Annotated in this window: 24 protein-coding genes; 13 read left to right on the top strand and 11 right to left on the bottom strand. The window is 69.9% G+C overall.

Going from position 1 to position 25,226, the window contains the following annotated elements; translation table 11 throughout:
* Positions 1-74 precede the first annotated feature (74 nt).
* Together miaB and BLW81_RS23545 are read left to right on the top strand one after the other, a co-directional pair.
* On the top strand, positions 75-1,628 hold the full coding sequence (miaB, locus tag BLW81_RS23550; RefSeq protein WP_083410771.1) for a tRNA (N6-isopentenyl adenosine(37)-C2)-methylthiotransferase MiaB: 1,554 nt from the start codon (positions 75-77) through the stop codon (positions 1,626-1,628).
* On the top strand, positions 1,625-2,230 hold the full coding sequence (locus BLW81_RS23545; protein WP_157897814.1) for an Rv2732c family membrane protein: 606 nt from the start codon (positions 1,625-1,627) through the stop codon (positions 2,228-2,230). The genes miaB and BLW81_RS23545 overlap by 4 nt, the downstream gene beginning before the upstream one ends.
* Before the next feature lie 9 nt (positions 2,231-2,239).
* Here the strand turns inward: BLW81_RS23545 and BLW81_RS23540 are convergent, their stop codons facing one another.
* Positions 2,240-3,565: a DUF349 domain-containing protein gene (locus tag BLW81_RS23540; RefSeq protein ID WP_083409273.1), complete on the bottom strand. Its 1,326-nt coding sequence runs from the start codon at positions 3,563-3,565 to the stop codon at positions 2,240-2,242.
* 160 nt (positions 3,566-3,725) lie between these two features.
* Between BLW81_RS23540 and BLW81_RS23535 the strand changes: the two genes are divergently transcribed.
* Genes BLW81_RS23535 through BLW81_RS23510 form a run of 6 tightly spaced genes read left to right on the top strand, consistent with a single transcriptional unit; the run spans position 3,726 to position 9,455 of the window.
* Positions 3,726-4,601 carry a DMT family transporter gene (locus BLW81_RS23535; RefSeq protein ID WP_083409272.1) on the top strand — a complete coding sequence of 292 codons (876 nt, stop codon included), beginning with the start codon at positions 3,726-3,728 and terminating at the stop codon, positions 4,599-4,601.
* Positions 4,602-4,610: 9 nt separating this feature from the next.
* Positions 4,611-5,294 (top strand): class III extradiol ring-cleavage dioxygenase family protein, encoded by a 684-nt coding sequence (locus BLW81_RS23530; protein WP_083409271.1) that lies wholly within the window; start codon positions 4,611-4,613, stop codon positions 5,292-5,294.
* Positions 5,291-6,214 (top strand): tRNA (adenosine(37)-N6)-dimethylallyltransferase MiaA, encoded by a 924-nt coding sequence (gene miaA / locus BLW81_RS23525; RefSeq protein WP_083409270.1) that lies wholly within the window; start codon positions 5,291-5,293, stop codon positions 6,212-6,214. The genes BLW81_RS23530 and miaA overlap by 4 nt, the downstream gene beginning before the upstream one ends.
* A gap of 4 nt (positions 6,215-6,218) precedes the next feature.
* Positions 6,219-7,091, top strand: coding sequence for a diaminopimelate epimerase (dapF, locus tag BLW81_RS23520; protein WP_083409269.1), 873 nt, complete (start codon positions 6,219-6,221; stop codon positions 7,089-7,091).
* A 45-nt stretch (positions 7,092-7,136) separates the two neighbouring features.
* Positions 7,137-8,555: a GTPase HflX gene (gene hflX, locus BLW81_RS23515; RefSeq protein ID WP_157897812.1), complete on the top strand. Its 1,419-nt coding sequence runs from the start codon at positions 7,137-7,139 to the stop codon at positions 8,553-8,555.
* 21 nt (positions 8,556-8,576) lie between these two features.
* Entirely contained in the window at positions 8,577-9,455 is an 879-nt protein-coding gene (locus BLW81_RS23510) for an alpha/beta fold hydrolase (RefSeq protein ID WP_083409267.1), read from the top strand.
* A gap of 54 nt (positions 9,456-9,509) precedes the next feature.
* Here the strand turns inward: BLW81_RS23510 and mbp1 are convergent, their stop codons facing one another.
* Together mbp1 and BLW81_RS23500 are read right to left on the bottom strand one after the other, a co-directional pair.
* Positions 9,510-9,749, bottom strand: coding sequence for a microaggregate-binding protein 1 (mbp1, locus tag BLW81_RS23505; protein WP_083409266.1), 240 nt, complete (start codon positions 9,747-9,749; stop codon positions 9,510-9,512).
* Positions 9,750-9,829: 80 nt separating this feature from the next.
* On the bottom strand, positions 9,830-12,109 hold the full coding sequence (locus BLW81_RS23500; RefSeq protein ID WP_083409265.1) for a molybdopterin guanine dinucleotide-containing S/N-oxide reductase: 2,280 nt from the start codon (positions 12,107-12,109) through the stop codon (positions 9,830-9,832).
* 388 nt (positions 12,110-12,497) lie between these two features.
* On the opposite strand from BLW81_RS23500, the gene BLW81_RS23495 reads away from it, so the two are divergent.
* On the top strand, positions 12,498-14,474 hold the full coding sequence (locus BLW81_RS23495) for a sunset domain-containing protein (RefSeq protein ID WP_157897811.1): 1,977 nt from the start codon (positions 12,498-12,500) through the stop codon (positions 14,472-14,474).
* Here the strand turns inward: BLW81_RS23495 and lexA are convergent.
* The gene (gene lexA, locus BLW81_RS23490) at positions 14,471-15,166 is read right to left on the bottom strand and encodes a transcriptional repressor LexA (RefSeq protein ID WP_083409264.1); all 696 of its coding nucleotides are present in this window, start codon (positions 15,164-15,166) and stop codon (positions 14,471-14,473) included. The two genes, BLW81_RS23495 and lexA, sit on opposite strands and share 4 nt — an antisense overlap.
* Positions 15,167-15,376: 210 nt before the next feature.
* Between lexA and BLW81_RS23485 the strand changes: the two genes are divergently transcribed.
* Together BLW81_RS23485 and nrdR are read left to right on the top strand one after the other, a co-directional pair.
* Positions 15,377-15,829 (top strand): LysM peptidoglycan-binding domain-containing protein, encoded by a 453-nt coding sequence (locus BLW81_RS23485; RefSeq protein ID WP_083409263.1) that lies wholly within the window; start codon positions 15,377-15,379, stop codon positions 15,827-15,829.
* A gap of 161 nt (positions 15,830-15,990) precedes the next feature.
* The gene (gene nrdR / locus BLW81_RS23480; protein WP_083409262.1) at positions 15,991-16,458 is read left to right on the top strand and encodes a transcriptional regulator NrdR; all 468 of its coding nucleotides are present in this window, start codon (positions 15,991-15,993) and stop codon (positions 16,456-16,458) included.
* A 5-nt stretch (positions 16,459-16,463) separates the two neighbouring features.
* Here the strand turns inward: nrdR and BLW81_RS23475 are convergent, their stop codons facing one another.
* The 3 genes from BLW81_RS23475 to BLW81_RS23465 all read right to left on the bottom strand — a co-directional run bounded on the left by BLW81_RS23475 (position 16,464) and on the right by BLW81_RS23465 (position 19,267).
* Complete coding sequence (locus tag BLW81_RS23475; protein WP_083409261.1) at positions 16,464-17,150, bottom strand: PhzF family protein; 687 nt, start codon at positions 17,148-17,150, stop codon at positions 16,464-16,466.
* Positions 17,151-17,194: 44 nt separating this feature from the next.
* Positions 17,195-18,217 (bottom strand): alpha/beta fold hydrolase, encoded by a 1,023-nt coding sequence (locus tag BLW81_RS23470; protein WP_083409260.1) that lies wholly within the window; start codon positions 18,215-18,217, stop codon positions 17,195-17,197.
* 63 nt (positions 18,218-18,280) lie between these two features.
* Positions 18,281-19,267, bottom strand: coding sequence for a proteasome assembly chaperone family protein (locus BLW81_RS23465; protein WP_083409259.1), 987 nt, complete (start codon positions 19,265-19,267; stop codon positions 18,281-18,283).
* Positions 19,268-19,423: 156 nt separating this feature from the next.
* On the opposite strand from BLW81_RS23465, the gene BLW81_RS23460 reads away from it, so the two are divergent.
* The gene (locus BLW81_RS23460; protein ID WP_083409258.1) at positions 19,424-20,215 is read left to right on the top strand and encodes a trypsin-like serine peptidase; all 792 of its coding nucleotides are present in this window, start codon (positions 19,424-19,426) and stop codon (positions 20,213-20,215) included.
* On the opposite strand, the gene sthA is transcribed toward BLW81_RS23460, so the two are convergent.
* The gene (sthA, locus tag BLW81_RS23455) at positions 20,212-21,618 is read right to left on the bottom strand and encodes a Si-specific NAD(P)(+) transhydrogenase (protein WP_157897992.1); all 1,407 of its coding nucleotides are present in this window, start codon (positions 21,616-21,618) and stop codon (positions 20,212-20,214) included. The two genes, BLW81_RS23460 and sthA, sit on opposite strands and share 4 nt — an antisense overlap.
* Before the next feature lie 162 nt (positions 21,619-21,780).
* On the opposite strand from sthA, the gene BLW81_RS23450 reads away from it, so the two are divergent.
* Positions 21,781-22,830, top strand: a complete 1,050-nt coding sequence (locus BLW81_RS23450) for a DUF4192 domain-containing protein (protein ID WP_083409256.1) — start codon at positions 21,781-21,783, stop codon at positions 22,828-22,830.
* A 9-nt stretch (positions 22,831-22,839) separates the two neighbouring features.
* Here BLW81_RS23450 and BLW81_RS23445 read toward each other — a convergent pair whose 3' ends face one another.
* The 3 genes from BLW81_RS23445 to BLW81_RS23435 all read right to left on the bottom strand — a co-directional run bounded on the left by BLW81_RS23445 (position 22,840) and on the right by BLW81_RS23435 (position 25,175).
* Positions 22,840-23,535 carry an iron-dependent transcriptional repressor DtxR gene (locus tag BLW81_RS23445; protein WP_083409255.1) on the bottom strand — a complete coding sequence of 232 codons (696 nt, stop codon included), beginning with the start codon at positions 23,533-23,535 and terminating at the stop codon, positions 22,840-22,842.
* A gap of 134 nt (positions 23,536-23,669) precedes the next feature.
* The gene (gene sigB, locus BLW81_RS23440; RefSeq protein ID WP_083409254.1) at positions 23,670-24,626 is read right to left on the bottom strand and encodes a sigma-70 family RNA polymerase sigma factor SigB; all 957 of its coding nucleotides are present in this window, start codon (positions 24,624-24,626) and stop codon (positions 23,670-23,672) included.
* Positions 24,627-24,773: 147 nt separating this feature from the next.
* A complete protein-coding gene (locus BLW81_RS23435) occupies positions 24,774-25,175 on the bottom strand; it encodes a DUF3099 domain-containing protein (protein ID WP_083409253.1) in 402 nt (133 codons plus the stop codon).
* Positions 25,176-25,226 lie beyond the last annotated feature (51 nt).

Raw genomic sequence — 25,226 nt, 5'->3', positions numbered from 1 at the left:
AACTCGGCAATCCGCGCCGATCGCCCCGATGACCAGTCCGTACCCCGGTCCGTACGATGGTGCCCGTGACTTCGATGGTGACCCGAACGGCGACGGCTGACGATGCCGTTCGCCATGGCGCGGCCGTCGAGTCCTCGCCCGAGCGGTCGACGACGCGCACCTACCAGGTCCGTACGTACGGCTGCCAGATGAACGTGCACGACTCCGAACGACTGGCGGGGTTGCTGGAGGCCGCGGGATACCGGCGGGCCGCCGACAGCGAGGACGCCGACGTGGTCGTGTTCAACACGTGCGCGGTGCGCGAGAACGCCGACAACAAGCTCTACGGCAACCTCAGCCACCTGGCGCCGCGCAAGCAGGCCGAACCCGACATGCAGATCGCCGTCGGCGGGTGCCTGGCGCAGAAGGACCGCGACGCGGTGCTGCGCAAGGCGCCCTACGTCGACGTGGTGTTCGGCACCCACAACATCGGCTCCCTTCCGGCGCTGCTGGACCGGGCCCGGCACAACCGCGCCGCCCAGGTCGAGATCGTCGAAGCCCTGCAGGAATTCCCCTCGGCGCTGCCCGCCGCGCGTGAATCCGCCTACGCCGCCTGGGTTTCGGTGTCGGTGGGCTGCAACAACACCTGCACGTTCTGCATCGTGCCCGCGCTGCGGGGCAAGGAAGTCGACCGCCGGCCGGGCGATGTGCTCGCCGAGGTGCAGTCGCTGGTGGACCAGGGTGTCCTCGAGGTGACGCTGCTCGGGCAGAACGTCAACGCCTACGGCGTGTCCTTCGCCGATCCCGGACAGCCACGCGACCGCGGCGCCTTCGCCAAGCTGTTGCGCGCCTGCGGCACCATCGACGGTCTGGAGCGGCTGCGCTTCACCTCGCCGCACCCCGCCGAGTTCACCGATGACGTGATCGCGGCGATGGCGGAGACACCGAATGTCTGCCCGACGCTGCACATGCCGCTACAGTCCGGCTCCGACCGCATCCTGCGCTCGATGCGGCGCTCCTACCGCGCCGAGCGCTTCCTGGGGATCATCGACCGGGTGCGCGCGGCGATACCGCACGCGGCCATCACCACCGACCTCATCGTCGGTTTCCCGGGGGAGACCGAGGAGGACTTCCAGGCCACCCTCGACGTCGTCGAGCAGGCGCGGTTCGCCAGCGCGTTCACCTTCCAGTATTCGAAGCGCCCCGGCACACCGGCCGCCGAACTCGCCGACCAGATCCCGAAAGCCATTGTCGGCGAACGCTATCAGCGGTTGATCGAGCTCCAGGAGCGGATCTCGCTCGAGGAGAACCGCGCGCAGGTGGGCCGTACCGTCGAGGTGCTGGTCGCCACCGGCGAGGGCCGCAAGGACGCCAGCACGGCCCGGATGTCGGGCCGCGCCCGCGACGGCCGCCTCGTGCACTTCAACCCCGACGGACGCGACATCCGGCCCGGCGACGTCGTCACCACGACCGTCACCGGCGCGGCGCCGCACCATCTGATCGCCGATTCTGTTCCGCACCACCACCGCCGGACGCGTGCGGGAGACGCCCACGCCGCCGGGCAGCGCCCCCGCACGGGCGTGGGCCTGGGCATGCCCGGCATCGGCGCGCCCGCCGCGACCGAGGCGTCACCGGGGTGCGCGCGATGACCGACAACGGTTTCGATCAGTTCAAGGGCGACCTGGAAGCAGCCGAACGTCGCGTCGCACGCGAGATCGACCCGGGCGCACGGGCTTTGGTCATCGCGATCGGCGTGTTCGCGCTGCTGGTGTCGTTCATCCTGCCCTACACCGGGTCCGCCCGCGGGCTCGACGTGCTGACCTACAGCGACGCCGCGGTACGCGAGGGCGTGACGCTGCCGCTGCGGGTCTTCACCTGGTTGGCTCTGGTGTTCGGCACCGGGTTTTCGATGCTGGCGCTGCTGACCCGGCGCTGGGCGCTGGCCTGGGTGGCGCTGGCCGGGTCGACGGTGGCGACGCTGCTGGGCCTGCTCGCGGTGTGGTCGCGGCAGACGGCGCCCGACCAGTATCCCGGGCCCGGCATCGGGCTGATCGTCGCGTGGGTGGCCGTCGCACTGGTGACGTTCCACTGGGCGCGGGCGGTGTGGGCGCGCACCGCGCTGCAACTGGCCGCCGAGGAGGAGCGCCGCCGCGCCGTCGCCGAAGGTCAGAAGAAGGGCCTGCTCGACGGCTTCACCGAACCCGGTGATCCGGCCGGGCCCGACGACGAGGGCGACAAGCCCGCGACCTGACCCGTCGGCTCAGCGCCCCTTGCCCAGCGCTTCGGCGGCCGCGTCGGCCCACTGCCGCCACTGCTCGGCGTTGGCGCGGGCATCGGCGGCGTCCTTGTCGCGGCCCGCGGCGGCGGCCTTCTCCGCCTGACGTTCGTACTGCTCGGCGCGCGCCCGGAACTGGTCGGCGCGGGCCTGCGCCTCCGGGTCGACCCCGCGGGTCGGCGCCTCACGCACCTTCTTCTCGATGACCCGCAGCCGCCGCTCCAGATCGGCGGCGCGCTCGCGCGGCACCTTGCCGATGGCGTCCCACTTGTCGCCGATCACCCGCAGCGCCGCGCGCGCGGCGTCCAGATCCGACGTGTCGATCTTCTCGGCCTCGGCCAACAGCGCCTCCTTGGCCTCGGCGTTGGCCCGGAACTCGGCGTCGCGCTCGGCGTTGGCCGCGTTGCGGGCGCCGAAGAACTTGTCCTGGGCGGCCTTGAACCGCTGCCACAGCGCGTCGTCGACGTCCTTGGCGGCGCGCCCGGCCGCCTTCCACTCGCTGAGCAGGTCGCGGAACGCCACGCCCGTCGGGCCCCAGTCGGTGGAGTCGGACAGCGCCTCGGCGCGCTCACACAACGCCTCCTTGGCCTGCCGGGCACCGGCGCGCTCACGGTCCAACTCGGCGAAATGCGAACCGCGCCTTCGGTTGAACTGCTCGCGGGCCGCTGAATAGCGCTTCCACAGCGCATCGTCGGTCTTGCGGTCCAGGCCCGTGATCGTGCGCCACTCCTCGAGGATGTCGCGCAGCCGGTCACCGGCGGCCTTCCACTGCGTGGCGTTGGCGGCGAGATCCTCGGCTTCGGCGGCGAGCGCCTCCTTGCGGGCGGTCTGCGCGGCCCGGAACTCCTCGCGCTTGGCCTTGTCGGCGTGCGCGGCCTCGTCGGCGTGCGCGGCGATCGCGGCCAACCGCTCGGCGATCGCGTCGACGTCACCGAGCACGTGCGCGGTCGGCAGCGTCTCGGCGAGCGCCTGGGCCGCCGCCTTGATCTTGCGGGCGTCGCCGGTGCCGGACTCCAGCCGGCGCTCCATCAGCGCCACCTCGGTCTGCAGATCGTCGAAGCGCCTGCCGAAGTGGGCGTAGGCCGCTTCCGGGTCACCGGCCTGCCACGAGCCGATGACCCGTTCGCCGGAGCCGGTGATCAGCCACACCGTGCCGTCCGGATCGACCCGGCCGAACCGGTGCGGGTCACTCGACGGCGGCGCCGCCACCGCCGCTGCCGGCCGGCCCGGCCGCGGCACGGGACGCGCAGGCCCGGGCCGGGGAGCGGGTTTGGGCGAGGAGGCCTGGCCTCCTGGCTCGCTGGTCGTCATGTCCGTATCCTCGTGCCCTCCGCGCGGGTCACCGCGCACCTGCCGCGCACCGCGGCGCCTGCTCGCTGTCGGAAATATTGAAACAGGTCGCCGGGGACCGTGCGCACGGCTTCACCCGATGACCTGCCTAGGCTCGTCGGGAAGCGAGGGGAGGACGGGGATGGCCAGGGCGGATCTCGCGGTGCTGTTCGCGCTCGGCGCGGCGCTGTTCATCGCGATCGGCGACGTCATCCACCAGCGTCAGGCCCACGACGTCACCGCCGAACCGGTCGGGCACGTGCAGCTGTTCACCCGGCTGCTCCGGGACCGGCAGTGGTGGCTCGGCAGCGCGGTGGCCGCCGTCGGGTTCGCGCTGCAGGCCGCCGCACTCGGGCTCGGGTCGGTGCTGCTGGTGCAGGCCCTGCTGGTCACGTCGCTGCTGTTCGCGCTGCCGATCAACGCGCGGCTCACCCACCGCCGCGTGACCCGGTGGCAGTGGACGTGGGCGGCGCTGCTGGCCGCTTCGGTCGCGGTGATCGTCACGGTCGGTAACCCGACCGAAGGCCACGCGCGCGGCTCCGTGGACGCCTGGACGGCCGTCGTCGTGGTGCTCGCACCGGCGCTGCTGCTGTGCGTCGTCGGGGCCCGGATCTGGCAGGGCCCGGTGAGCGCGGTGCTGCTCGCCGTGGTGTCCGGGGCGCTGTGGGGCGTGTTCGCGGTGCTGACCAAAGGGGTCGTCGACCGGCTCGACGACGGGCTGTGGGCGCTGCTGGTGACCCCCGAACTGTACGTGTGGGCGGCGGTGGCGGTGGCGGGCACGGCATGGCAGCAGTTCTCGTTCCGGTCCGGCTCGCTGACCGCCTCGCTGCCGACGATGACGGTGGCCGAGCCCGTGGTCGCCTCGGCGCTCGGGGTCGTGGTGCTGGGCGAGACGCTGCGTCCCGGCGAGGCCGGATGGTTGACGCTGATCGCCGCCGTCGCCGTGATGGTGGTGTCGACGGCCGCGCTCGCGCGCGGGGAGGCGGCCAGCGTCAGCCGCACGGCCACAGCGGATTAGCGTGGACGAGTGCTGAGCGCCATCGCCCTCATCCCGTCGCCACCGGTGCTGGTGCCCGAGCTCGCCGGCGGTGCTGCCGCCGAGTTGACCGATCTGCGCGACGCGGTCGTCTCCGCCGTTGCCGAGTTGCCGCCGCGCTGGGTGGCCGTCGGCGTCGCCGACGCCGACATCGAGGCGGGCCCGCAGACGGTCGGCACGTTCGCCGGCTACGGCGTGGATCTACGCGTCACGCTGTCGCCGGGGGCCGCCGGCGAGCCGAGCGCGCTGCCGCTGTGCGCGCTGATCGCCGGCTGGGTCCGAGGCGCGGCGCGCACCGACGCCTCGGTCGAGGTCCGGGCATACGCGGCCGGACACGACGCCGACGCCGCGGTGCGGCACGGCCGGCGACTGCGGGCGCGAATCGAGGAGGCCACCGACCCGGTCGGCGTGCTCGTCATCGCCGACGGGCTCAACACCTTGACGCCGTCGGCGCCCGGCGGGCACGAGCCGGACTCGGTTCCGGTGCAGGCCGCGCTTGACGACGCGCTGGCAGCCGGCGACGCGGCGGCGCTGACCCGGCTGCCGAGCGCGGTCATCGGGCGGGTCGCCTACCAGGTGCTGGCGGGTCTCGCCGAGACCCCGCGGTCGGCCAAGGAGCTCTACCGCGGCGCACCCTACGGGGTGGGATATTTCGCCGGCGTGTGGAAACCGTGACGCGACCGATCGCGATCGTCGGGCCGACCGGGACGGGTAAGTCGGCGCTGGCGCTCGACGTCGCCGACCGGTTGAGCTCGGCAGTCGGGGTGGAGATCGTCAACGCCGACGCGATGCAGCTGTACCGCGGCATGGACATCGGCACCGCGAAACTCACCGTCGAGGAGCGCCGCGGCGTCCCGCACCACCAGCTCGACGTCCTCGACGTCACCGAAACCGCGAGCGTCGCGCGCTATCAGCAGGCGGCCGCCGACGACATCGAGGCCATCGCCGCGCGCGGCGCCGTGCCGATCCTGGTGGGCGGATCCATGATGTACGTCCAGTCGCTGCTCGACGATTGGACGTTCCCGGCGACCGACCCCGCGGTGCGGGCCAAGTGGGAGCAGCGGCTCGCCGAGATCGGCGTCGCCGCGCTACACACCGAGCTGGCGCGCGTCGACGCCGACGCCGCCGCGTCGATCCTGCCGACCGACGGGCGGCGCATCGTGCGCGCGCTCGAGGTCGTCGAGCTGACCGGGCAGCCGTTCGCGGCGTCGTTCCCGGCCATCGGGGCGCCGAGGTGGGACACCGCGATCATCGGAATCGACTGGCCCACAGACCTTCTCGATGAGCGCCTGGCCCAGCGCACCGACAAGATGTTCGACGACGGCCTGGTCGACGAGGTGCGCGCGCTGATCGCCACGGGGTTGCGCGACGGGGTCACCGCCGCCCGCGCTCTGGGCTACGCGCAGGTGCTCGCCGACCTCGACGCCGGCGGCGACGGAACCGCCGCCCGGGAGCCCACGTTCGTCGGCACCCGCCGCTACGTGCGCAGGCAACGGTCCTGGTTCCGTCGTGACCACCGCATCACCTGGCTCGACGGCGCCGACGACGCCGACCTTGCGGAGCAGACACTGCGGGTGTGGCGCGACGTACCCTGAACGGGTGGAGTTCGCCAAGGGGCACGGCACGCAGAACGACTTCGTGCTGCTGCCCGACACCGGTTTCGAGCGCACGCTGTCCCCGGCGGCGGTGTCGGCGCTCTGCGACCGGCGTCGCGGGCTGGGCGCGGACGGCGTGCTGAGGGTCACCACCGCGGGCGCCGCGCTGCAGGCGGGCCTGTTCGAGGTGCTGCCCGAAGGTGTCGGCGCCGACGACTGGTACATGGACTACCGCAACGCCGACGGTTCGATCGCCGAGATGTGCGGTAACGGCGTCCGGGTGTTCGCGCACTACCTGCGCGCCGCCGGGCTGGAGGCCCGCGACGAGTTCGTGGTGGGCACGCTGGCCGGTCCCCGGCCGGTGGTGCTGCACGACTGGGACGCCACCAATGCGGTCGTCACGGTCGAGATGGGCAAGGTCAACCAGCTCGGCACCGGTGAGGCGGTCGTCGGCGGCAGGCCGTTCGCCGGGCTGTGCGTCGATGTCGGCAACCCGCACCTGGCGTGCGTGGATCCCGACCTGACGCTCGAGGAACTGGCGGCGCTCGACGTCGCCGCGCCGGTGTCGTTCGACGCCGCGCAGTTCCCCGACGGCGTCAACGTGGAGGTGCTGACGGCGCCGGCCGACGGCGCGGTCGTCATGCGGGTGCACGAACGCGGTGTCGGGGAGACACGGTCCTGCGGCACCGGGACCGTCGCCGCTGCGGTGGCCGCGCTCGCATTCGCGGGCACCACCACCGGGGCGCTCGACGTGCAGATTCCCGGCGGCGAAGTCAACGTCACGGTCACCGAGGCCAGCAGCTTCCTGCGCGGCCCGTCGGTACTGGTGGCGCACGGCGAGATCTCGGAGGAATGGTGGAGCGCGGCCCAACGTTAATTGAGGTGCATGAAAAGTGATCTCCGTGCGAATCTTTATTCGCCTATGACCTATCCCGAATTCCCTGTCAGAGACGCCCCGAGCGCGGGTGAACTCGCCCTCGAAGACCGCACGGCGTTGCGCCGCGTGGCCGGTCTGTCGACCGAACTGGCCGACGTCTCCGAAGTCGAATACCGCCAGCTGCGCCTGGAACGCGTTGTGCTCGTGGGTGTTTGGACCGAAGGCAGCGCCGCCGACGCCGAAGCGAGCCTGGCCGAACTCGCCGCGCTCGCCGAGACCGCCGGCTCCGAGGTGCTCGAGGGGCTGATCCAGCGCCGCGACAAGCCCGACGCGTCGACCTACATCGGTTCCGGTAAGGCCGCCGAGCTGCGCGAGGTGGTGGAGGCCACCGGCGCCGACACCGTCATCTGCGACGGCGAGCTCAGCCCCGCCCAGCTGACCGCGCTGGAGAAGGCGGTCAAGGTCAAGGTGATCGACCGCACCGCGCTGATCCTCGATATCTTCGCCCAGCACGCGACCAGCCGCGAAGGCAAGGCGCAGGTCAGCCTGGCCCAGATGGAGTACATGCTGCCGCGGCTGCGCGGCTGGGGCGAGTCGATGTCCCGGCAGGCCGGTGGTCGCGCCGGTGGCGCCGGCGGCGGTGTGGGCACCCGCGGCCCGGGTGAGACCAAGATCGAGACCGACCGACGCCGCATCCGCGAGCGGATGTCGAAGCTGCGCCGCGACATCAAGGACATGAAGAAGATCCGCGATACGCAGCGCAGCGGGCGGCGGCGCAGCGAGGTGCCGTCGATCGCGATCGTGGGTTACACCAACGCCGGCAAGTCGAGCCTGCTCAACGCGCTCACCGGGGCCGGGGTGCTGGTCGAGAACGCGCTGTTCGCCACCCTCGAACCGACAACGCGGCGAGGCGAATTCGCCGACGGCAGACCGTTCGTGCTCACCGACACGGTCGGGTTCGTCCGGCATCTGCCCACGCAGTTGGTGGAGGCGTTCCGTTCGACGCTCGAGGAGGTCGTCGACGCCGACCTTTTGGTGCACGTGGTCGACGGTTCCGACGCGAACCCGCTGGCGCAGATCAACGCGGTGCGCCAGGTGGTCAACGAGGTCATTGCCGATCACGACGCCGCCCGCGCGCCGGAACTGTTGGTGGTCAACAAGACCGACGCCGCCGACCCGCTGACGCTGGCTCAGTTGCGCCAGGCGCTGCCCGACGCGGTGTTCGTGTCGGCGCGCACCGGTGACGGACTCGATCGCCTGCAGCAGCGGATGTCCGAACTGATCGAGCCGACCGACACGACGGTCGATGTGACGATCCCCTACGACCGCGGCGACCTGGTCAACCGTGTGCACGCCGATGGACGCGTCGACGCCGTCGAGCACACCGCCGAGGGCACCCGGATCAAGGCGCGGGTGCCGGTCGCGCTGTGGGCCAACCTGCGCGAGTACGCCACGTTCCAGTAGCAGCGGCGCTAGCATTCAGCGATGCCGAAGCTGGATCCGTTCCGCAGCCCACAGGGGCGGGCGCGGTTCATCGCCCAGTACGACGCGATCGTGGCCGACTGGCCCGTGCCCTGTGACGAGTTCGATGTCGAGACTCGGTTCGGCGCCACCCATGTGATCGCCAGTGGGCCGGAATCCGCGCCGCCCCTGGTCTTGTTACACGGTGCGACGGCTACCGCGGTCATGTGGCACTCGGTGATGGCGCCGCTGAGTGCATCGCACCGGTGCTATTGCATCGACACGATCACGGAGCCGAACAAGAGTGCTTTGACCCGACCCGCGCGCGGGACGGCGAACCTGGTCGAGTGGCTGCGGCAGGTATTCGGCGCGTTGCGGATCGACGATGCGGCTGTCGCCGGCATGTCCTACGGGGGTTGGCTGGCAACCAATCTCGCGGTACAGGCGCCGGAACTGGTGAACCGGTTGATCCTGGTGGCCCCGGCGGCGACGCTCGCTCCCATCCCCGCCGAGTTCTTTTTCCGTATGTTCTCCACCGGCTTGTTGCGCTCACGCGGGCTCGCCACGCGATTCGTCGAGTGGATGGCGTCAACACCGGACATCGGCACTGATCCCGTCGCGGACCTGATCGTCACCAGCCTCGTGTCGTGCCGGACGCTGCGGTTTGAGGTGACCCCGCCGACCGTGTTCAGCGACGACTCGCTTCGCCGGATCGCTGCGCCGACAACGCTTCTGATCGGCGAACATGAAGTCGTGTATCGCACTGGCCCACGCGCCGCGATGGACCGCGCGCAGAGCCTGATCAGCGATGTGCGCACCAGCCTGATCCCGGGTGCGAATCACATGCTCACCCGCGACAATCCGAGCGCGCTGGCCGACGCGATGGTCGCCGCGCTGCGCTAGACAGCCGAAAGGCGCGGGGAAGCCGTGGTTCTCCGCGCCCTCGGGTCGATGTGGTTACCGCTGTTCGGCTTCCTGCCGCTTCTCGGCGGTCTTGGCTGCCGCACGAGCGCTTTCGGCCTCGGCCTCCTTCTCGGCGGCGTTGCGCTGCGCGTCGGCCTTGTCCTGCTGAGCCTGGCCCTCGCGGTACAGATCGTCGCGGCCCGCGACCGCGCCGAGCACCTCTTTGGCCTTGCCCTTCACGCCTTCGACGACGCCCTTGACGGCTTCTTCGGGACCACTGTTGTTCGACGACATTGGGCTTCCTCCCTGTCGGTTCGGGGTGTGGTCGAGCTGATTCCCGAATCTGTCATCCGCTAAACGAAGTGTGGGTGCGCTCACCTCACCGTGGGCAGCTCGTGGGCCCTCACCGGTGGTAGCTCGCCCGTGAACTTCTCCACCTGCACCAGCACGTGGGCGCCGGTGCAGCCGTGGGCGAGGCGGGACGTCCCGACGTCGTCGGTCAGCACGTTCGGGTTGCCGTGCACGCACATCGCATCGGGGTCCGACGGATCCGCGGGATCGAACCACGCACCGGTGGCCAGTTGCACCACCCGCGGCCGTAACCGGTCGTCGACCACCAGTCCGGCCAGGCAGGCGCCCCGGTCGTTGTACACGCGCACCACCTCACCTGCAGTCAGTCCGCGCGCGGCGGCATCCTGCGGATGCATGCGAATCGGTTCGCGGCCCTGGATCTTCGACGCCCGGCTCACCGCCCCGTCGTCGAGCTGCCCGTGCAGCCGCGATGCGGGCTGGTTCGCGAGCAGGTGCAGGGGATAGTCCGCGGCCCGCGGTGAGCCGAGCCACTCGGCGGGCTCGAACCACGTCGGGTGTCCCGCGCAGTCGTCGTAGCCGAAACCGTCGATGTCGGCCGAGAAGATCTCGATGCGCCCACTCGGGGTGCCCAGCCGATGCGTCACCGGGTCGGCGCGGAAGTCGGCGAGCAGCGTGAGCCCCTCTTCGGTGGGCAACCGCAACCGGCCCTGACGCCAGAAGTCCTCGAACGTGGGCACCGCGAAATCGAGTTCAGCGGCCCACTTGTCGTACAGATGGGCTAACCACTGGCGCGCCGAGCGGCCCTCGGTGAACTGGGCACCGAATCCGAGGTACTCAGCCAGCGCCGCGAAAGTGGTGTAGTCGTCCCGTGATTGGCCGAACGGCTCGGCGAGCCGGGGCATCGCCATCAGCACCGGATCGTTGCGCGAGCCCGAGTAGTCCTCTCGCTCATAGGCTGTCGTGGACGGCACGACGATGTCGGCATGCTTGGCCATCGCGGTCCAGTACGGCTCGTGCACGACGATGGTGTCGACTCGACTCAACGCGCGCCGCAGCCGGGGGATGTTCTGGTGGTGGTGGAACGGGTTGCCGCCGGCCCAGTACACCAGCTTGATGTCGGGATATCTCAGGCGCAGGCCGTTGTAGTCGAACTCCTCGCCGGGGCGCAGCAGCAGGTCGCTGATCGCGGCGACCGGGATGAAACTGCGGACCGGGTTGATGCCCTGCGGTAGCCGGGGCAGCCCCGAACGCAGCGGCGGCAGGCCCGGTTCGTTCATCGAGCCGTAGCCGTGGCCGAAACCGCCGCCGGGAAGCCCGATCTGGCCGAGCATCGCCGCCAAGGTCAGGCCCATCCACGGGGCCTGCTCGCCGTGGCGCACCCGCTGCAGAGACCAACTGACCGTCACGATCGTGCGCTGTGCGGCCATCCGCCTGGCCAGCTCGGTCAGCGCGTCGGCGGGTAGCCCGCAGATCGCCGACGCCCACCGCGGCGACTTGGGTACGCCGTCGTCGCGTCCGAGCAGATAGCGCTCGAAGCGGTCGTAGCCGGTGCAGTAGGTGGCCAGGAAGTTCCGGTCGGCGAGGTCCTCGGTGGCGAGCACGTAGGCCAGCGCGAGCATGATCGCGACGTCGGTGCCGGGCACCGGGGCATGCCAGTCGCAGTCCCCGTCGACGTCGTCGCGCAGCGGTGAGATCGACACGATGCGCCCGCCGCGGTCGCGGAATCGCTTCAGCGCATCCCGGGCCGGATGTGCGGTGGTGCCGCCGTGATTGATCGCGGTGTTCTTCAGCGCGAGGCCGCCGAAACAGACCAGCAGGTCGGTGTGCTCGACGATGACCTCCCAGGAGGTGGACCGCTTGAACAGGTCGTCATGCGTGCCGACGACGCGGGGCATGATCACGCCGGTGGCACCGAGGCTGTAGGAGTGACGCGAAAACGTGTAGCCGCCAAGGAAGTTCAAGAAGCGGTGCACTTGACTCTGAGCGTGGTGGAAGCGGCCCGCGCTGGCCCACCCGTAGGAGCCGCCGAAGATCGCCTCGTTGCCGTGCGCGTCGACCACCCGGCGCAGCTCGGTCGCCAGCACCTCGGTGAGTTCGTCCCAGGACACCGCGACGAACTCGTCGTCGCCGCGGCGGGTGGACGGGCCCGGGCCCGCGCGCAACCACCCGCGCCGCACGGCGGGCGTGGCGATCCGCGAGCGGTGCCGCAGGGAGCCCGGCAGGTTGCCGAGCAGGGGAGAGGGATCGGCGTCGTCGTCGGGCGCGGTGACCGCGGCGATGTCACCGTCGGCCATCGTCGCGGTGAACGCGCCCCAGTGTGTCAGGCTGACGGGGGCGGGCATGGGCGCGATCTTAAGCCAGCCACCCGTCTGGGTCCGACCCACACAATGCCCTCTCCGGAGGCGGCGACGCGAAAATTGCATTCGAAAAAGAAATGAATCAATTTGCTTTGATCACCCCCGGCAATTGCGCGGTGGCTACGGTCGCGCGCGTCAATACGCCGTGGCGCGGGCGAATTCCGGCGCTCTCGTGCAAACTCGGCGCGGGCCGCGGTCCGGCTGTTTAGCTGCTCAAATCGTCGCGGCGCAACGGGGCTGATCCCAGCGGATGACGCGCGGCCGGGTATTTTCCTTCCCAGGATTGGCGTGTTCGTTAGTGATCGGCGTCTGCTGACAGACAGTTGACGGGCGCGAAATTGTGGAGAATTTCGCGTCGACCGCGGGAGGACGAATGATCGGGCAAACCACCCGGCGCACAGCGGTGTGGGCACGGATGGCGACCGCTCTGCTCACTGGTGCGGCAGCCCTGCTGTTGAGCCCGGCGGCAGGGGCGACGCCGGAATCCGACGCCGACGCCGCCATCACTGCGGCATGGGACGCCAGCGGCGGCGCGGGCGGTCCGCTCGGACCCGAGCAGGGCGAGGTGTATCGCGCCGGTGACGGGTTCGCGCAGAACTACAGCGCGGGCAAGATCTTCTTCACCCCGCAGACCGGCGCCCATTTCGTGCGCGGGGCCATCCTGGAGAAGTACGAATCACTCGGCGGGCCCGCCGACAGCGATCTGGGGTTCCCCACCATCGATGACGGCCCCGGCCGCGCGCCGGGCAGCTTCAACACCACGTTCAGCGCCGCCGACAAGCCGGTGATCTTCTGGACCGCCGACACCGGCGCGCGCGTCGTGCGCGGGCCGATCAACGCCGCATGGGACAAGCTCGGCGGTTCCTCGGGGGTGCTCGGCGTGCCCGCGGACGACGAGTCCTATCGCGGCGATCTCGTCACGCAGAAATTCACCGGCGGCGAGCTGACGTACAACACCCGCGAGAAGACCTTCACCACCGTGCCGCCGGATCTCGCCGGGCAGCTGGCCGGGCTCAAGGTGCCCGACGATCCGACGTCGGCGATCAACGCCGCCCGCCGCGCCGCCGGCGGAGCGCTGGGCCCGCTCGGCGCGGCCGAGGGACCGCCGTACAAGATCGGCGCTGACGGCCTCGGACAGAACTTCGCGGGCGGCAAGATCTTCTACAGTCCGGCGACCGGTGCGCGGGTCGTCACCGGACAGGTGCTCACCAAGTACGAGAGCCTCGGCGGACCCGAGGGCGACCTCGGTTTTCCGACCTCGGGTGAGGAGGCCGGCGGAGCGGGCGAGGCCAGCCGGATGTCGACGTTCGCCGCCGAGGACAACCCGGTGATCTTCTGGACGCCCGATTACGGTGCGGTCCTCGTCCGGGGCCCGATGCGGGCGGCCTGGGACAAGCTCGACGGAGCGGAGGGAACGCTCGGCGCGCCGATGGCCGATCAGACCGAAAGCGACGGCGTGCTCACCCAGCGGTTCAGCGGCGGGGTCGTCTCGTGGGACCGCGCGACCGGTGATTTCAGCACCGAGCCGGCCAACCTCGCGAGCCAGTTGTCGGATCTGCAGGTGCCCGGCCGGCATCTGCCGGATACGCCGGCCGCACCGCAACCCTCCGCCGCCGACGACTCGGGTGGGTTCGGGTGGAGTTGGTGGTGGCTGCTGGCGATCGTGCCGGTGCTCATCCTGGTCGGCCTCGTCGTGTTCGCGACGATGCGCAGCCGGCGCCGCGACGACGATCATCCGGGCTTCGACGACGACCGGTTCGACGACGGCTACGGCAGTGACGTCGACCGGATCTACAGCACCGTCGGGGCGCGCGAACCGGACGTCGAGGAGATGCGGTCGAGCAACGACGATTACGCCGCGGCGCTGTTCGGCGACCGCTACGCCAGCGAAGGCCTCGGGGCGCTGGGTCCGGAGTCGAGCAGCCCGTGGGAGCCGCCACCCGAGTCCGGTCCCGCCGACGAGCCCGTCGAGCATGTCGTCGACCCCTACGAGGCGCCCGAGGAACAGCCCGCCCGCGAGGACAACCCCGACGACAATCCCGACGACATCGTCACCGCGCCGACCCGGATCCAGACGCTGGGTGAGGCGACGGCGCCTGAGCGGGATCCGTTGACCGACACCGGCCGGCATGCCCGCATCGAGGTCGACAAGCCGGAGATCCCGGGCCCCGCGTTCCGGCTGTCGCTCGACGACGCGGCCGAGGGGCCCGAAGGCTACCCGATCAAGGCCGACACCCAGTCGGGCCGGTACTGGCTGCCCGGCTCAGCCGACTACGATGACGCGCACGCCGAAATCTGGTTCTCCAGCGAGGAATTCGCCCGCACGAACGGTTTCGTGCGCGCCGACTAGATCTTGCGGATCACGGTGACGACCTTGCCGAGCACGGCGGCGTCGTTCCCGGGAATCGGATCGAACGCGGGGTTGTGCGGCATCAGCCACACCTGTCCGCGGGTGCGCTTGAACGTCTTGACCGTCGCCTCGCCGTCGATCATCGCGGCGACGATGTCGCCGTTGTCGGCGACGTTCTGCTGACGCACGACCACCCAGTCCCCGTCGCAGATCGCCGCGTCGACCATCGAATCGCCGACCACCTTCAGCAGGAACAGCGAGCCCTCGCCGACGAGTTCTTTCGGTAGCGGGAAGACGTCTTCGACGGCCTCCTCCGCGAGAATCGGGCCGCCGGCGGCGATCCGCCCGAGCACCGGCACGAACGTCGGCTCCGGCAACGCGTCCGAACCCGCGACGTCGGTGGTGACGACCGGGTTGGCGGCGTCGTCTGCGCCGCGGACATCCACCGCGCGTGGGCGATTCGGGTCCCGCCGCAGATAGCCCTTGCGCTCGAGCGTGCGGAGTTGATGGGCCACCGACGACGTCGACGTCAGGCCGACCGCATCGCCGATCTCCCGGATGCTCGGGGGATAGCCGCGGGTGGTGACCGAGGCGCGGATGACCTCGAGGATGGTGCGCTGACGCTCGGTCAGACCGGTGTCGAGAGTTCGGCCCCCGCCGGTGCGGTCCGGAGTATCGCTGCTGGAGTCCATGGCGCCGAATGTATCCCGCAGCCGCCCATTAATCAAACATTTGTTCGAGGCGTGTCGCGGTGGGGTGGGTGGCCGCGAACGCGGCCGGATTTTTTGTCGGTGCCCTGTTTTATCGTTTGGCAACAGTTCGATCACATGTTCTATCACTCGAACACCTGATCGAGTATCATCGAACATAAGAGCGAAAGCAGCGGACGGAAGGGCAACACGATGACGATCCTCGACACCCGGGAAATCCAGGCAGCACCCGCGGCGCAGCCGCGTCGCAGGCGGGTCGAACCGAGCCGGCGGCCCCGGTCGCAGCGTCCGGGCGGGGCGCCCCTGCGCTACCGCGGTCCCGGCGTGACGATGTCGCGGGCGGGGCACCGCAGGCGGCCGATCACTCCCGGCACCACGGTGCTGCTGGCGCTGGTCGCGGCGGGAATCACGGTGTGGCTGGGGCTCGTCGCGCAGTTCGGCGGCGTGGTGGGTGCCGACCCGGCGCCGACGCCCGACCGTCTCGCCGTGGTGCAGGTACAGATGGGCGAGAGCCTGCACCAGGTCGCGCAGCGGGTCGCGCCGGATGCGCCGGTCAGTCAGGTGGTCGAGCAGATCCGTGAACTCAACCACCTCGACACCGCAGCACTGGACGCAGGTCAGACGCTGATCGCGCCGGTCGGCTGACGCGGCGCGCCCAGTTTCGAAAGCCTTGCCTCGCAGCGATGTTCGCCGACAAATGGGTGGCCTACGCGCCAATCGGCCCTGTTCTGGGCCTGCGGGACAGTGCGCGGGTACGCTCGAAGACGTTTGATGTAGTCGTTTGTTGGCCTGGCGAAGGAGCGGTGATGCACTGTCCGTTCTGTCGCCATCCCGATTCGCGTGTGGTCGATTCCCGGGAGACCGACGAGGGCCAGGCGATCCGGCGGCGGCGATCCTGCCCGGAGTGCGGTAGACGGTTCACGACCGTGGAGACCGCGGTGCTGGCCGTCGTCAAGCGAAGCGGGGTCACCGAACCGTTCAGCCGCGAGAAGGTCATCAAAGGGGTGCGCCGCGCCTGTCAGGGCCGCCAGGTCGACGATGACGCGCTGAACCTGCTGGCCCAGCAGGTCGAGGACGCGGTGCGGGCCGCCGGCCCCGAGGTGCCCAGTCACGAGGTGGGGTTGGCGATCCTGGGGCCGCTGCGGGATCTGGACGAGGTGGCCTATCTGCGGTTCGCGTCGGTGTATCGGGGTTTCACCTCGGCCGACGACTTCGAGCGCGAGATCGAGGCGCTGCGGGCGCACCGCAATTCGCCCCAGCCCACCGCCAGTTAGTCGGATCAGTCGACCTGCTTGACGCCGTCGTCGACCACGCGACCGGCGACACGAACCCAACCTTCCGCGCTCCACTGGGTGTAGATGTGAGATCCCTTGCCCTGCACGATGTGCAGGTCGCGGCTCAGGTAGTCGGTGATCCGCACGGCGGCAGCACCGGTGGCCTCGTCCTCGGGCACTCCCAGATCGGACGCGAACATGCGTGATCGGATCTGGCCCTGCTCCTTGTCCGTCCACGTCCACAGGTAGTGGTTGATGCCGTCGGGGTAGTCCGCAGGGTCGGCGGCGAGGAGATCGGCGACCGAGGCGAGGTCGTAGATCGCGAAGTCCGGCGCCCACTCGGCGCGGGCGCTGACCGAGGTGAGGTCGTCGTCGTATCGAACCTGCACGATGCCCGCCGGAACCTGCAATGTGTGCACCGGCGTGCCCTGCTCGCGCAGCCACCAGGATGCGCCGACGGTGGGGTGCCCGGCAAACGGCAACTCGACGGCGGGGGTGAAAATCCGCGCGTGTGCGGTGTTCGCCCCGGTGCCGGGGAGATCGATGAAAATGGTTTCGCTGTAACCCAATTCGGTGGCGACGCGTTGCCGGTCGGCGGGGTCGACGGAGTCGGCGTCGACGACTCCGAGCGGGTTCCCGTGGTTGCCGTCGGGGTCGGTGAACACGCGCAGCACGGTCACGTCGATAGGCATGCCCCGATGCTACGTCGTGTCGAGGAGGCGGTGGTCGCTCCGCGTCAGGTCGCGCTGCGCTCGTCGGCGTCCATCGCATCGAGCACCGCGGCACGTGTGTCCACCGAACCGGCGATGGCGCCCTCGGTGACCCCGGCGCGCAGCAGACCGCGCAGGTACTCCTGGTCGTAGACCGCGGGTTCGGTGGAGTCGATGAACTTCTGCACCACCTCGACGAACCGGTCGGGGTCGTCGTGGAACGGGAAGTGCCCGGAGCCGTTGAAGATCTCCAGTTGCGAGCCGGGCATCGCGGCGTGCGCCATGCGGGCGTGGCTCACCGGGATCACCGAGTCTCCGCTGCCCCAGATCAGTTGCACGGGAACCGATTGCGTCAGATAACACCGGTCGAGCATGGTGACCACCTGGCCCCGCCAGTCCACCACCGCACGCAGCGTGCGGGCGAACGCCGACGACGCGGTGGGCTCGGGCAGATCGGCCAGGATCCGCAGCGCCTGCGGGAGGTCGCGGCCGATCCCGGTCGACCCGAGCGCGCCGCCGGCCACCCGACCCATCAGCTGTAGGGCGGGCAGCACCAGCGGCAGCCGGAGCAGAGCGAGCGCCTCGCTGCCCATCGGCAGCGACGCGAACCGCAACGCGATGTTGACGTCCTTGGTGACCCCGCCGGCGCCGACCAGGATCAGCCGGTCGACCAATTGCGGGAACTGGTAGGCGAACTGCATGGCCACGCCGCCGCCCAGCGAGTGCCCGACGACGGTGACGTGGTCGATGTCGAGCACGCTGAGCAGGTCGCGCATCCCGTTGGCGTAGGCCGCCACCGAGTAGTCCGCGCGCGGCTTGTCGGATTTGCCGTGCCCGAGCAGATCCGGTGCGATGACGGTGAAGCGCTGGGCCAGCTTGGACTGCACCGTCTCCCAGGTCGTGGAGTTGTCGCCGATGCCGTGGATCAGCAGGATCGCCGGTCCCGTACCCGCCACCCGGTACGCGCGCCGGTAACCGTGGATGGTGCGGAACTGCAGCGTGGGCGTCAGTTCCCGGACCGGCCGCAGATTGGCCTTTCGCGCTGCCATTGCGACAACTTAGCTGGCCGCCGCGGGGTGCGCTATTTGGGCGACCGCTGGCCGGGACGCCCCTTAACCGGTCTCGTCGCCGTCCTGGTGGCGGTCCTTGGACTTCTTCTCGGCCTGCTGAGCCAGGAATCGCTCGAACTCGGCGCCGAGTTCCTCGCCGCTGGGCAGGTCCTCGTCGCTGGCCAGCAGCGAACGGTTCTCCTGCGCGGAGACGAACGCGTCGTACTGGCGTTCCAGCGCGGTCACCACCTGCGCAACCTCGGGGCTGGCCTCGACTTGCTCATTGACCTTGTCCAGCACCTCGGCGCCCGCGGTCGCCAGCGCGTCCAGCGGGATCTGCAGCGACGCGTTCCTGGCCACCTCGGCCAGCAGCGCCTCGGCGGCGGCGGGGTAGTCGGTCTGCGCCAGGTAGTGCGGCACGTGCACGGTGAAGCCGACCACCTCGTGGCCGTGCTGCGACATCCGGAACTCGAGCAGGTTCGACACGCTGCCCGGCACCTGCACCTCGCCGACCCACGGCTGGTGATCGGCGATGAGCTCCTTGTCGTTGGAGTGCGCGGTCATCGTGATGGGCCGGGTGTGCGGCACGGCCATCGGGATGGTGCCGAGGCCGACGACCCGGCGCACGCCGAGGCGCTCGGCCAGCAGCCGGACCGCGGTGATGAAACGCTCCCAGCGCAGGTCCGGCTCGAGCCCGGCGAGCAGCAGGAACGGGGTGCCGACGCTGTCGCGCAGGGCGTACAGGTTGAGCTCGGGATCCTCGTAATGGGTGAAGTGGTCGGTCTTGAACGTCATCAACGGCCGGCGCGAGCGGTAGTCCAGTAGTTCGTCGATGGCGAACGACGCCACCAGCTCCGTGTCGAGCGTGTTCTTCAGGTGCTGAGCGGCCAGGCGGATCGCGTGCCCGGCGTCGGAGAACCCCTCGAGCGCGTGGATGAGCACCGGACCGCGGCCGTCGGTCGACGACAGTTGCGGTGCGGGGAACTCCAGCTCGTACATGCCGGACTGCTCGGGCTGGTAGTGATGCTCAGGTTTCCCAGCGTCAGCCATGAATCGCCTCCTCGCCGTGGTGCCGGACAGTGTTGTCTTCTACCAGTCACAACTAGTCTCGCGCACGTTGCGTTCCCGTTGCCGGACTACCCATGCTCACCGGGAGCGAAAAGTTTGCTCCGGCCGGGGGTCGGTGCGGTCGGGCAAAATCGGCAGATGAGCTTCGCGACCGCCGCGCGGACGGTGACGGTGAGTATTGCCGTCGCCGCGCTCACAGCGGGCTGCCAGGCGCCGGCAGCGCGCACCACACCAGTGGTGGCGTCGCTGTCCAGCGCGCACCAGGCGGCGCCGGACCCGGCCGTGGGCGCGGTGTTCACCGGCACCCCGTGGTTGCACACCTGCACGGCGTCGGTGCTGGCGCCCGGAAATGACGGCGCCGACGGCAACCTGATCCTGACCGCCGCGCACTGCCTGACCGGTGTCGACGACGCCACCTTCGTCGCCGGCTACGACGAGCACTCCGGCGACGTCGACTCCTGGCATCTCGACGCCGTCTACTTCGACCCCCGCTGGACCGACGACCAGGACCCGCACGCCGACTTCGCGATCGCGCGGGTCAGCCGCGACGGCGGGCCGTCCCTGGCGCAGCTCGCGGGCGGCGGGCTGCGGCTCGGGGCGGCGCCGCCGCCGGGAGCGGTCGTCACGGTCACCGGCTACGAGACGGGTGTCGGCGGCGGCCCGATCACCTGCACCGCCAGCACCGCGCCGGCCACGCACGGATACCCGTCGCTGCCGTGCCGCGGCCTCGCCGACGGCCTCTCCGGCGCGCCGTGGGTGATGGGATCGACGGTCACCGGACTGGTCGGTGGTCTCAACGGCGGCGGATGCGACGAAAACACCTCGTACTCACCGCCGTTCGACGACGCGGTGGCACGCCTGCGGGACCGCGCCGAAGCCGGCGGGCCTGCCGACGACCCGCCGACCGTCTACGACGACGAATGCGGCTAACTGCGGAACTGGCTGAGCGCGCGGAGCTTGTTCATCACGTCGAGCGCGGCGACCTTGTACGCCTCGGAGAACGTGGGGTAGTTGAAGACCGCGTCGACGAGATATTCGATGGTGCCGCCGCAGCCCATCACGGCCTGGCCGATGTGCACCATCTCGGTCGCGCTGGTGCCGAAGATGTGTACTCCCAACAACTTCAGGTCATCGGTGGACACCAGCAGCTTGAGCATGCCGTAGGAGTCGCCGGCGATCTGCCCCCTGGCGAGCTCGCGGTACCGCGACACGCCGACCTCGTACGGGATTGCGTTGCGGGTCAATTCGACCTCGGTGGCGCCCACGTAGGACACCTCCGGGATCGAGTAGATGCCGATGGGCTGTAGGTCGGTCATGCCCTTGGCGGGCTCGCCGAACGCGTGATAGGCCGCCAGCCTGCCCTGGTCCATCGAGGTGGCCGCGAGCGCGGGGAACCCGATGACATCGCCGACGGCGTAGATGTGGTCGACCTTGGTCTGGAAGTTGCTGTCGACGGTGATGCGCCCGCGCGGATCGGTTTCCAGGCCCGCGTTGGCGAGATCGAGGTGATCGGTCTGGCCCTGCCGGCCCGCCGAGTACATCACCGTCTCGGCGGGGATCTGCTTGCCGCTGGCCAAGGTGGTGACCGTGCCCGCGGCGCCGACGTCGACCGCGGTGACCTCCTCGCCGAACCGGAACGTCACCGCCAGGTCGCGCAGATGGAACTTCAGCGCCTCGATGATCTCGGGATCGCAGAACTCCAGCATGTTCTCGCGCTTCTCGACGACGGTCACCTTGGTGCCCAGCGCGGCGAACATCGACGCGTACTCGATGCCGATCACGCCGGCGCCCACTACGACCATCGTCGACGGCAGGGACTTGAGGTCGAGGATGCCGTCGGAGTCGAGCACGCGTTCCTCGTCGAACTCCACCCCGGTGGGCCGCGCCGGTTTGGTGCCGGTGGCGATCACGATGTACTCGCCGCTGAGGGTGGTGCGCTCACCGCGGGTGGGTTCCTCGACCAGCACGGTGTGCGCATCGATGAACCGGCCGTGACCCTGGATCAGGTCGATGCGGTTGCGCATCAACTGGGAGCGCACGACGTCTTGCTCCTTGCCGATCACGTGGCTGGTGCGGGCCAGCAGATCGGCCGGGGTGATCTTCTCCTTGACCCGGTAGCTGGCGCCGTACAGCTCACGCTGGCTCATCCCGGTGAGGTAGACGACGGCCTCGCGGAGCGTCTTCGACGGGATGGTCCCGGTGTTCACGCAAACGCCGCCGAGCATCCGTCCGCGCTCCACCACGGCCACGGTCTTGCCGAGCTTTGCCGCCGCGATCGCGGCCTTCTGTCCGCCCGGACCCGAACCGATGACGACCAGGTCGTACTCCAGCATCGAAGCCATAGCAACAAGGTGTACGCCGGTTGCGCTGATCTCGCACGCCGACCGGCGGCAACGCGGGGTGAATTCATCCCCAACCGCGAACTCATCCCCAGCTTCGCCGACCCGGGCCGTCGACGCGCCGTCACCGTCCGACCGGGCGGGGAAGGTCAGCCCATGACGACATCGCACTCACCTGACTTCCAGCTCAACCGGCCCGGCGTGCTGATCGCGGCCCTACCCGCCGTCCTGGGCTTCGTGCCCGAAAACTCGCTCGTGCTGCTGACGGTCGACCGCGGCACGCTGGGCTGCGTCATGCGCGTCGACCTGCCCGGCGAGCTCGACGACATCGACGACTGCATCGACCACGTCGCCGAGGTCGCCGCCGCGGCCGGACCGGACTCGGCGATCGGCGTCATCGTCGACGACCGGGGCCTGGACTGCCCGTCGTGCGCCGACGAGCACCGCGAACTCGCGGCCACGCTGGCCGAGCGGCTCGCCGAGTGGGGTGTCGAACTGCTCGCCGCCCACGTCGTCGACCAGGTCGCCGCGGGCGGCCGGTGGCGCTGCGCGGACGGCTGCGGAGAGGGGGGTGTCATCGAGGATCCGTCGGCGTCGCCGCTGGCCATGGCCGCGGTGCTCGACGGTCGCCGGCTCTACGCCCGGCGCGCCGACCTGCAGCAGGTCATCGCGGTCACCGACCCCGCGCGGACGGCCGCGGTCGCCGACATGATCGACGTCACCGGGCCGGACCGGTCCGACGCCGACGCCCGCGCCGACATCGAGGCCGCCATCGAGGCGGCGGGCCGCGTCGCCGACGGTCACCCGCTGCCCGACAAGGATGTGGCCCGGCTCGGCACCGCGCTGACCGATCTGCAGGTGCGCGACACGCTCTACGCGCTGGCGGTGGGGGAGAGCGCCGGACAGGCCGAGTCGCTGTGGGCCGAGTTGTCGCGGCGGCTGCCGGAGCCGTGGCGGGTGGAAGCGCTTACCCTGCTCGCGTTTTCGGCCTACACGCGCGGTGACGGCCCGCTGGCCGGGGTGTCGCTGGAGGCGGCGCTGCGCTGTGACGGCACGCATCGGATGGCAGGCATGCTGGACCGCGCCCTGCAGGCGGGGTTGCGCCCGGAACGCATCCGCGAGCTGGCCACCACCGGCTACCGGTTGGCCGATCAGCTCGGCGTGCGGCTACCGCCGCGGCGAGGATACCGACGCCGGGCTGGATAGCGTTGCGGCTCAGACCTTTTCGACCTTGACGGCGTGCGCCATCTGGTGCGGCAGCTCGACCTGTTCGTGGCCGGGGATCACGATCATCACCCCGCCGTTGTCGTTGGTCTGCACGGTCACGCGCGCGTTGGGCACCACGCCGGCGTCCTTGAGCCGGCTGATGAGGTCGACGTCGCGCTGGACGTGCTCGGTCAGCTGCCGGACCACCACCGCGACCGGCATGCCCGCGGGCAGTTCGGTCAGGCGCACCAGGTTCACCGCGTCGCCGCCGGCGGTGGTGCTGATCAGGCCCAGCTCGGAAAGACCGGGAATGGGGTTACCGAACGGCGAGGTGGTCGGGTTGTTGAGGACCTGGACGAGGCGGCGTTCGACGTCCTCGCTCATCACGTGCTCCCAGCGACACGCCTCGGCGTGGACTTCCTCCCACGGCAGCCCGATCACGTCGACGAGCAGTCGCTCGGCGAGCCGGTGCTTGCGCATGACGGCCACGGCCAGCGCGCGGCCCTTGTCGGTCAGCTCGAGATGGCGGTCACCCGCCACGTGCAGCAGGCCGTCGCGCTCCATCCGGGAAACGGTCTGGCTGACGGTGGGACCGCTTTGATCCAGCCGCTCGGCGATGCGCGCGCGCAGCGGCACGACGCCCTCTTCCTCGAGGTCGTAGATCGTCCGCAGGTACATCTCTGTGGTATCGACTAGATCATTCATTCGCTAACCCTCCGTCAGAGGTCGAGTCTACCGGTCCGAGGGCCTGAACTGCGTTGTTACGTCGGCGACACAGCGCCCCGCAGACGGCACGATCCCCGCCGGCGGGGGGTCCGGCGGGGATCGTAAGGGGGGGTCTAGCTGGCGTAGGAACGCAACCGGTCGGCGCGTTCACCGTTGCGGAGCTTGGCCATGACCTCGCGTTCGATCTGGCGGACGCGCTCGCGGGACAGGCCGAACAGCTTGCCGATCTGATCGAGCGTGCGGGGCTGCCCGTCGTCCAGGCCGAACCGCAGGCGGATCACCTGCTGCTCGCGTTCGTCGAGCGTGGCCAGCACGTGCCGGATGTCGGTGTGCAGGAGCTCGGAGATCACCGCGTTCTCCGCGGACATCGCCTCGGCGTCCTCGATGAAGTCGCCCAGCGGGGCCTCCTCGTCGCTGCCGACCGGCATGTCCAGGCTCACCGGGTCGCGGCTGTGCTCGAGCAGATCGGTGATCTTCTCCACCGGGATGCCCGACTCGGCGGCCAGTTCCTCATCGGTGGCCTCGCGGCCGAGGTTCTGGTGCATCTCGCGCTTGATGCGGGCGAGCTTGTTGACCTGCTCCACCAGGTGCACCGGGAGCCGGATCGTGCGGCTCTGATCGGCCATCCCGCGGGTGATCGCCTGCCGGATCCACCAGGTGGCGTAGGTGGAGAACTTGAAACCCTTGGCGTAGTCGAACTTTTCCATGGCGCGGATCAGCCCGAGGTTGCCCTCCTGGATCAGATCGAGCAGCGGCATGCCGCGGCCGGTGTAGCGCTTCGCCAGCGACACCACGAGGCGCAGGTTGGCCTCCAGCAGGTGGCGGCGGGCGGCCTCACCGTCGCGGACGACCGCAGCAAGATCACGTTTGCGGTTCTCTCCCAAGCGCTTCCGCGTGTCGAGCAGGTGCTGGGCATAAAGCCCGGCCTCGATGCGCTTTGCGAGTTCCACCTCGTCCGCTGCGTTGAGCAAGGCCGTTTTGCCAATGCCATTGAGGTACACACGCACGAGGTCAGCGGCCGGACTCTGAGCGTCCAGGTCCTGGTCGACGCGAATGGTGGCATTTGCCATGACGGCCTCCTGATCAAGTCGAACTGTCATGAGCTACAACGCCCACGAGGTTCAAAGAGTTCCCAGCAGTTCGCCGGTTCACACGTTCTGATCAGCGGTTTTTCGTCGACGACCTGAGAATGTCCTTAGAAAAGCGCTAGAGGCGTCTCAGCTGGGAACATCGCCGGCCTGGCCGCGATCCTCGGGTTGCGACGGTCGCACGATCCTGGCTTCCAGCGCCGGGCGTTCGGCGGTCGGGAACAACGGGATGCGATGTTCGGCGGCGTAGCGGCGCGGTTCGTCGCGGCGCCGCGGGGGCCGGTCGTTGGCGATCAGGACGGCCATCCACGGCAGCGGGATCGACACAACCAGGATCGCCAGCGAGATCAACCCGTTGTGCCAGATGCCGTAGGCGATCGCGGCCAGGATGAGCGCCGGGATCCGGAACGACATGAGCGTCAAGTACTTGCGGACCCGCTGGCGGTGCTGTTCCTCGTAGGCGGGAGCGGCGCGTGTGATGAGGACGGGCCGGCCCTCGTCGTCGAAACTCAGCTCACGGCTTTGTTTCATACCTTCACTGTTCCACATTGTCGCTCCGCTGTACGGGTCGGATTTATTACA

Origin of the sequence: Mycolicibacterium rutilum, from assembly GCF_900108565.1 — a bacterium.
Classification (GTDB): domain Bacteria; phylum Actinomycetota; class Actinomycetes; order Mycobacteriales; family Mycobacteriaceae; genus Mycobacterium; species Mycobacterium rutilum.
Note: the sequence above shows the minus strand (reverse complement) of the source record. Positions and strands in the feature narration are given on the sequence as shown.

Coding starts and splice junctions, on each gene's coding strand:
- BLW81_RS23445 (WP_083409255.1), bottom strand. CDS start 23,535: ATGAATGATCTAGTCGATACCACAGAGATGTACCTGCGGACGATCTAC.
- BLW81_RS23500 (WP_083409265.1), bottom strand. CDS start 12,109: ATGCCCGCCCCCGTCAGCCTGACACACTGGGGCGCGTTCACCGCGACG.
- sigB (WP_083409254.1), bottom strand. CDS start 24,626: ATGGCAAATGCCACCATTCGCGTCGACCAGGACCTGGACGCTCAGAGT.
- miaB (WP_083410771.1), top strand. CDS start 75: ATGGTGACCCGAACGGCGACGGCTGACGATGCCGTTCGCCATGGCGCG.
- BLW81_RS23495 (WP_157897811.1), top strand. CDS start 12,498: ATGATCGGGCAAACCACCCGGCGCACAGCGGTGTGGGCACGGATGGCG.
- BLW81_RS23450 (WP_083409256.1), top strand. CDS start 21,781: ATGACGACATCGCACTCACCTGACTTCCAGCTCAACCGGCCCGGCGTG.
- lexA (WP_083409264.1), bottom strand. CDS start 15,166: ATGGACTCCAGCAGCGATACTCCGGACCGCACCGGCGGGGGCCGAACT.
- BLW81_RS23535 (WP_083409272.1), top strand. CDS start 3,726: ATGGCCAGGGCGGATCTCGCGGTGCTGTTCGCGCTCGGCGCGGCGCTG.
- BLW81_RS23465 (WP_083409259.1), bottom strand. CDS start 19,267: ATGGCTGACGCTGGGAAACCTGAGCATCACTACCAGCCCGAGCAGTCC.
- BLW81_RS23510 (WP_083409267.1), top strand. CDS start 8,577: ATGCCGAAGCTGGATCCGTTCCGCAGCCCACAGGGGCGGGCGCGGTTC.
- mbp1 (WP_083409266.1), bottom strand. CDS start 9,749: ATGTCGTCGAACAACAGTGGTCCCGAAGAAGCCGTCAAGGGCGTCGTC.
- sthA (WP_157897992.1), bottom strand. CDS start 21,618: ATGCTGGAGTACGACCTGGTCGTCATCGGTTCGGGTCCGGGCGGACAG.
- nrdR (WP_083409262.1), top strand. CDS start 15,991: ATGCACTGTCCGTTCTGTCGCCATCCCGATTCGCGTGTGGTCGATTCC.
- BLW81_RS23475 (WP_083409261.1), bottom strand. CDS start 17,150: ATGCCTATCGACGTGACCGTGCTGCGCGTGTTCACCGACCCCGACGGC.
- BLW81_RS23485 (WP_083409263.1), top strand. CDS start 15,377: ATGACGATCCTCGACACCCGGGAAATCCAGGCAGCACCCGCGGCGCAG.
- BLW81_RS23545 (WP_157897814.1), top strand. CDS start 1,625: ATGACCGACAACGGTTTCGATCAGTTCAAGGGCGACCTGGAAGCAGCC.
- BLW81_RS23435 (WP_083409253.1), bottom strand. CDS start 25,175: ATGAAACAAAGCCGTGAGCTGAGTTTCGACGACGAGGGCCGGCCCGTC.
- BLW81_RS23470 (WP_083409260.1), bottom strand. CDS start 18,217: ATGGCAGCGCGAAAGGCCAATCTGCGGCCGGTCCGGGAACTGACGCCC.
- BLW81_RS23460 (WP_083409258.1), top strand. CDS start 19,424: ATGAGCTTCGCGACCGCCGCGCGGACGGTGACGGTGAGTATTGCCGTC.
- BLW81_RS23540 (WP_083409273.1), bottom strand. CDS start 3,565: ATGACGACCAGCGAGCCAGGAGGCCAGGCCTCCTCGCCCAAACCCGCT.
- hflX (WP_157897812.1), top strand. CDS start 7,137: ATGACCTATCCCGAATTCCCTGTCAGAGACGCCCCGAGCGCGGGTGAA.